A 5,979-nucleotide genomic window follows, 5' to 3' on the forward strand; every position below is an offset into this window, starting at 1 on the left:
ATGTAAGACAGTTGTAAGATGAATAACAAAAAAACTAATTCCGAATAGAATCCATCGCTGTTGCAAATAATGATAACCTGCATAAACAATTATAATAAACAATCCCAAATATGACCAGAACCATAAAGGCATTAAAGTGCCCGGTAAATTGGGAAACGGATACAAATAATTCAGATCTATTGGTAACAAGCATTTATATGCGTACTGTAATAGAGAATAACACGCGAATGATATATTCTGATAAAAAGGATATTTCGCTTCAGCTGAGAGTAAACCTTCGCCACTTGCTTCTTGAGATAGCAATGTAATTATGGCAAAGTAAGCCGAAATTATAAAAAAGGGAATTTTTTCGTAGAAAATTACTTCAAGCGTCAGGCTTCTTTTAACTATGAAATCCAAAAACAAGAGACATAATGGTAATATCACCGCTTGTTCTTTTGCTCCAAACGAGAAGATAAAGAGTATCAAAGCAATACTATAATACCTTAATTGCCTTTGTTCCATATACTTGATATAACTCAATAATGAAAGCAGATAAAAAAAAGCATAAAGAACTACTTTTGAAGCAGACAGCCAAGCAACCGATTCCACCATAATGGGACTAATTCCAAAAAAAAGAGCAGTAAGAAAAGCAATCCTAAATTTGTTTCCCTTACTAGGATCAACCGTCAAATTAGTGATGGCTAATATTATTCTGAGTACCAACAGTGTGTTTGCTATATGTAACAGGATACTAAATAAATGAAATGCTTTAGAATCATATCCAAATACTGAATAGATGATGGTGTAATATATTTGGTTGATAGGAGCATATTGACCATGATAAAAGTGAAAAAAAATATCATGTATATTGGATGTATTAACTCCACTGATCGTATATACATTTTTAACAACCCATTGATCATCCCAATTAGTTTGGACTCCGTTAAATATTGCACCACAATACAAGAGCCCTGTTATTAGCATTAGAACAGTATCTGCAATTAATAGCCTTTTAAAAGTATATCTCATAAGCATAAATAAAATCACATGAAATATTCAACTTTATTTGTTTAGTTGAATACTGTATAGTAATAGATTCAGATTATGAAAAAAGTATTTACCAAGCGAGATCTCGCCTATATTACGAGGAAATAAAATACATGAAAATGCCATATTGAGAGGTTAATTTATTTGGTTAATATCAAAAATAGTTCTTTAAAATAAAAAAACAAATTTTCTTTAAAAAAAGTGAAAAAAATTGTCCCCCCATCGTTAGAGAGTTAAATAAATATCAATAAAATAATATTTAACGGTGCTAGCCGGTTCAAGGGTGTTTGTTTCTCCAGATGATGAAATGATAGATTTACTCCACAAGTTTTGTGGATTGATCCAATCATTCCGCTCCATTATTGTGTGCAAATTTTGTGCAAATAGAAAAGCCTCACTTTTACAGTGAGGCTAACTCTCTCATTTTGAGCTCCCTCTGCTGGGCTCGAACCAGCGACCCTCTGATTAACAGTCAGATGCTCTAACCAGCTGAGCTAAGAAGGAGTCTGGCCTTCCAAAAACACTTCTAATTTGTCCTTAAGGACGCATAGCATTTTTGTTTTGGGAATGCAATATTAGGGATTTTAATTATACCATACAATACTTTTCCTAAAATGTTATCTCTTTCATTAGCGCGTACTAAGCAATACTGTAAAAGAAGTCTCTTAGTTCTTCAGCAAAAACATCAGGCACCTCCAGGGCAGCAAAATGTCCACCTTCTTTCATTTGCCTAAAGCTAACCACATTAACAAAACGTTCGGCCCATTCTTTTGGGAATTGTGCTTCTCTTGGGAATACTGCTACACCTGCAGGCACATTACTTTTCTGTAATGGTTCTGCACCGCTCCATTGTGCCATAGCATCCATTTTGTACATCCTGGCAGAAGTACCTATCGTTTGCGTTACCCAATAGATCATGATGTTAGTGAGCAGTTCATCCCTTCCACCAAATGCCTTTTCTAAAATCTCAGGAGAAGCCCCAGCGTTGCCGAAACTGAGTATCCAGGCAGCAAGTGCGGCAGGAGAATCGTTTAAACCGTAGGCCAGCGATTGTGGTTTGGTAGATTGTACCATAGCATATGCACCTTCGCTGTACCACCACTGTTGCACAAACTGCGCAAATTGCTTCTCAGCTTCTGTCATGGTATTGGGATCCTCCTGTCCCATAGGATAACCAACATCTGTAAAATGTACACCAGCAACTACTTCGGGATATTTAGATGCAAGGGCTTTAGTAACGCTCATACCTACGTCGCCCCCAGCTGCATAAAATTTATGATAACCAAGATTTTCGGTCATCAATACTTTCCATAAATCTGCAACTGCTTCATTGTGAACTGCATTTTTTTCAGAGAATCCGAAGCCTGGAATGGATGGAATGATCAGGTCAAAACTTTGATTGCCTTCTGTTAATAGTGGAATGATTTTGTGAAAACGATAATAACTATCCGGCCACCCGTGGGTCAACAGAAGAGGCTTGGAATCTTTGCCTTTCCCCTTGATGTATTGAAAATGAATTTTCATGCCATTCACATCTGTAGTATATTGCGGGTATTTATTAAGCTCAGCTTCTTGTTTGCGCCAATCGTACTTATTGATCCAATAGTCCACTAATTCTTTAAGATAAGTTTCACTTGTGCCAAAATTCCAGCCAGAGCCTTCTGCTTCACCCGGCCAACGGGTATTTTTTAAACGATCTTTTAGATCATCCAACACTGACGGAGGAACCGATAAATTAAATGTTTCTAGGTTTTTCATGGTTGAGGTTTTTTATGGTTTGCTAATGACAGATTGAGGTCTATTCTCCTTTCATTAATTGCAAATTGCTAATAACATTTTAATGTTTAAAGTTTTTTGTTAGAATCTGGGAATAGTTAAAATACCACATTTTGTATTTTTTTAGCGCTGGTTATAAAGCCATTAAGTCAGAAAGTGAATAGAAAAGATTGTAACTGGGGACGGGGCAAAAAAAATGGGCAAACTAGAATTTCTTCTGCTTGCCCATTTCTGCTCCCTCTGCTGGGCTCGAACCAGCGACCCTCTGATTAACAGTCAGATGCTCTAACCAGCTGAGCTAAGAAGGAGTCTGGTCGTCCAAAAACGCTTCTGATGTGTTCCTAGGAACATAATATCTTGTTCGTTTTGGGAATGCAATATTAGGGGTTTTAATTTATTTATGCAATATTTGCAGAGAAAAAATTTAAAAAAAACTCAATTATTTCATATGAGCCTGATAATCATAGGTACTGTAGCTTTTGACGCGATCGAAACTCCCTTCGGAAAGACAGATAAAATAGTAGGTGGTGCCGCAACTTATGCAAGTTTAGCCGCTTCTTACTTCTACAATAAAGTAAAAATTGTTGGTGTTGTGGGCGATGACTTCCATAAAGAGGACATAAATACGTTTACCCAACATGGAATTGATACCGAAGGACTGCAAATAAAAGAGGGAGAAAAGTCTTTCTTTTGGTCTGGAAAATATCACAACGACATGAATAGTCGCGACACCTTAGTTACCGAACTTAATGTACTGGAGAATTTCGATCCCATTATCCCTGAGAGCTACCAGGACTGCGAATACTTAATGTTAGGTAATCTTACTCCAATTGTCCAGCAGACTGTCATCAAACGCCTTAAAAACAAGCCTAAGCTAATTGTTTTAGATACAATGAACTTTTGGATGGACATTATGATGCCAGATCTTTTAGAAACACTTAAAATGGTAGATGTTCTTACTATCAATGATGAGGAGGCGCGTCAACTTTCCGGAGAATACTCATTAGTTAGGGCATCTCAGAAAATTTTGGCAATGGGTCCTAAATACCTGATCATCAAAAAAGGCGAACATGGCGCTCTATTATTCCATGAGGATAAAATTTTCTCAGCCCCGGCATTGCCATTGGCTGAAGTATTTGATCCAACCGGTGCAGGAGATACATTTGCAGGCGGATTTATTGGTTACATGGCTAAAGTAGGAACAGTGAATTTCAACAACATGAAGAATGCAATAATCTTTGGCTCTGCCCTTGCTTCTTTCTGCGTAGAGAAATTTGGAACAGAAAAAATCATTAACCTAACGTCTGAAGAAGTTGCTGCACGTGTTCAGGAATTTGTGACTTTAAGTTCATTCACAATAGAATCATAAAACTTGATTTAAGTACATAAAGAAGCACTATAACCAGAGCTCCTTTATGTACTTAATTTGCCTATTGCCTTAAACTTCTCAAATACGGCTTCTGTATGAGGGGCGTCTGGCAGCTCATCTGTCAAATCCTGACCCGCCCAATGTTCATAATGCTTGCCATTCCTCCAAAGCCTGCTTTCTGTTACATCGTAAATAATACCTCTGTACGCAACCCAGATCTGTGGCTTATCCTGGCCATTTCGTAATGCAAGCTGTTGCTTTGTATAAATTGGCAGCTCCATTATGCTTTGCTTTTACTTTTAACCACTTCAAATAAGTAAACACTTACCAGAAGATTACTCATGAGGTAAAAGAAATTTTCGAATGGAATTACCCCCAACTTTAATTTAATGGTTTCTTCAAATACATAGGTAAGGATTGGTAAGCCCCCAATAAACAGATATAACAAGCAGAAGGGAATAAGCAGTACTACATATGCTCTGTAAAACTTATACATAAACCTGAGGCTGTTCACATACTCTACGTAAAAAAGCGAAAGAAACAACACAGAAAAAGTAATAACACTATACAATTTAGTATGTGTAAAAAACAACATTGCTATGAGCACGCCCAATAATAAATTACTTACAGACAGGCTAAACCTCTCCAGATTATTTTTCGGAAAGCGTGCATTCAAAACCACATAAATATTTAACCCGGCAAAGGCTAATATAAATTGAAACAAGACCTCTTCAATTGGCAATTGAAGAATATGAGCTCCAACAGTATACTCATCATTAAATATGGATACTTTGAATTGATTAAAGATCAATGCAACAACTGAAAAAAACAGTCCGGAAACCAATACTGCAGGAATCATTGGCTTCCAACTCCTGATTGGATTGGCCTTTTTATCCAAAGTCAACAAAAATGATAAAAGAAGCAGCGCCAGATTGATCAATAAATAGTAATAATTCATGTATAGAAATAAATTCAGCTCAAAAATATGATTTTGACCCAGTTAAACAACCTTATCTCCTATCTATATATTCTAAGAATTAATTGTTTGCCCAATAAAACTTTTTAAGTTAATTTTAAGTAACCAAAACAAATAAAAATGAAAATAATTAAAGTTTTAGCGGGCATTATTGTAGTAATTATTGCCCTCTTCTTTATCATTGGTTTCTTCCTTCCTAAAACTTACAGCGTAAGCAGATCCATTGAAATTAACAAACCCGACAGTATAGCTTATCAGAAAATGCTAAATTTTAATGATTTCGGCTTATGGAATCCATGGATGCAAATGGATAAGGCAGCAAAACATACAGTAACAGGCGATGGTGTTTCTGTTGGGTCTAAGTTTAACTGGGAAGGAAAAGAGGTTGGAACCGGAAGTATCACAATTGAAAAGCTTAATCCAAACAAGCAGATCGACGAAAAACTGGAATTCATTAAACCTTTCCAAAGTACAGCAATTACATCATTCTATTTTGAGCCCACAGCTAATGGCGGCACAAAGGTAACTTGGGACTTTAGAGGTGAAAATACATCGATCTTCTCAAGATGGATGTCACTGGCATATGATTCTATGATCGGAAAAGATTATGAAAAAGGCTTAGCAAACTTAAAGGCCTTTGTAGAAAAGTAAATTTGATCCATAAAAAAGGGCGCATAAATGCCACGAATGGTCGGAAGATTAACTCTTCCGACTTTTTTTTATTTTTAGGCAAGCTTAATTTTGTTTCAACTATCTGATTATCAATTATTTATTTGCAATTCTCGTTGGTTTTAAGTATATTAAATGCTGTAAATCAATAAGATATGGC

Annotated in this window: 6 protein-coding genes and 2 tRNA genes; 2 read left to right on the forward strand and 6 right to left on the reverse strand. The window is 36.2% G+C overall.

The annotated features are described in order from the left end of the window. The 4 genes from AC1DDX_RS21590 to AC1DDX_RS21605 all read right to left on the reverse strand — a co-directional run. On the reverse strand, positions 1-1,011 hold a 1,011-nt coding region (locus AC1DDX_RS21590), incomplete at its 3' end, for a hypothetical protein (protein ID WP_477622574.1). 448 nt (positions 1,012-1,459) lie between these two features. After that, a tRNA-Asn gene (locus AC1DDX_RS21595) sits at positions 1,460-1,533 on the reverse strand. A gap of 135 nt (positions 1,534-1,668) precedes the next feature. Continuing rightward, on the reverse strand, positions 1,669-2,787 hold the full coding sequence (locus AC1DDX_RS21600) for an epoxide hydrolase family protein (protein WP_288884257.1): 1,119 nt from the start codon (positions 2,785-2,787) through the stop codon (positions 1,669-1,671). 252 nt (positions 2,788-3,039) lie between these two features. After that, positions 3,040-3,113: transfer RNA gene (locus AC1DDX_RS21605), tRNA-Asn, on the reverse strand. A gap of 140 nt (positions 3,114-3,253) precedes the next feature. Here AC1DDX_RS21605 and AC1DDX_RS21610 point away from each other — a divergent pair. Beyond that, positions 3,254-4,174, forward strand: a complete 921-nt coding sequence (locus tag AC1DDX_RS21610; protein WP_337717936.1) for a PfkB family carbohydrate kinase — start codon at positions 3,254-3,256, stop codon at positions 4,172-4,174. 44 nt (positions 4,175-4,218) lie between these two features. Here the strand turns inward: AC1DDX_RS21610 and AC1DDX_RS21615 are convergent, their stop codons facing one another. Then, positions 4,219-4,455, reverse strand: coding sequence for a cytochrome b5 domain-containing protein (locus tag AC1DDX_RS21615; RefSeq protein WP_172659317.1), 237 nt, complete (start codon positions 4,453-4,455; stop codon positions 4,219-4,221). Continuing rightward, positions 4,455-5,132: a lycopene cyclase domain-containing protein gene (locus tag AC1DDX_RS21620; protein ID WP_288884255.1), complete on the reverse strand. Its 678-nt coding sequence runs from the start codon at positions 5,130-5,132 to the stop codon at positions 4,455-4,457. Before AC1DDX_RS21620 ends, AC1DDX_RS21615 begins: the two co-directional genes overlap by 1 nt. Positions 5,133-5,270: 138 nt before the next feature. Between AC1DDX_RS21620 and AC1DDX_RS21625 the strand changes: the two genes are divergently transcribed. Further along, complete coding sequence (locus tag AC1DDX_RS21625; RefSeq protein WP_337717938.1) at positions 5,271-5,801, forward strand: SRPBCC family protein; 531 nt, start codon at positions 5,271-5,273, stop codon at positions 5,799-5,801. Positions 5,802-5,979: the final 178 nt, after the last annotated feature.

Source organism: Pedobacter sp. 10L46_2 (genome assembly GCF_056395165.1).

What these genes read in the sequence shown, in the direction of transcription:
- AC1DDX_RS21615 (WP_172659317.1), bottom strand. Translation starts at nt 4,455, where the DNA reads ATGGAGCTGCCAATTTATACAAAGCAACAGCTTGCATTACGAAATGGC.
- AC1DDX_RS21625 (WP_337717938.1), top strand. Translation starts at nt 5,271, where the DNA reads ATGAAAATAATTAAAGTTTTAGCGGGCATTATTGTAGTAATTATTGCC.
- AC1DDX_RS21620 (WP_288884255.1), bottom strand. Translation starts at nt 5,132, where the DNA reads ATGAATTATTACTATTTATTGATCAATCTGGCGCTGCTTCTTTTATCA.
- AC1DDX_RS21600 (WP_288884257.1), bottom strand. Translation starts at nt 2,787, where the DNA reads ATGAAAAACCTAGAAACATTTAATTTATCGGTTCCTCCGTCAGTGTTG.
- AC1DDX_RS21610 (WP_337717936.1), top strand. Translation starts at nt 3,254, where the DNA reads ATGAGCCTGATAATCATAGGTACTGTAGCTTTTGACGCGATCGAAACT.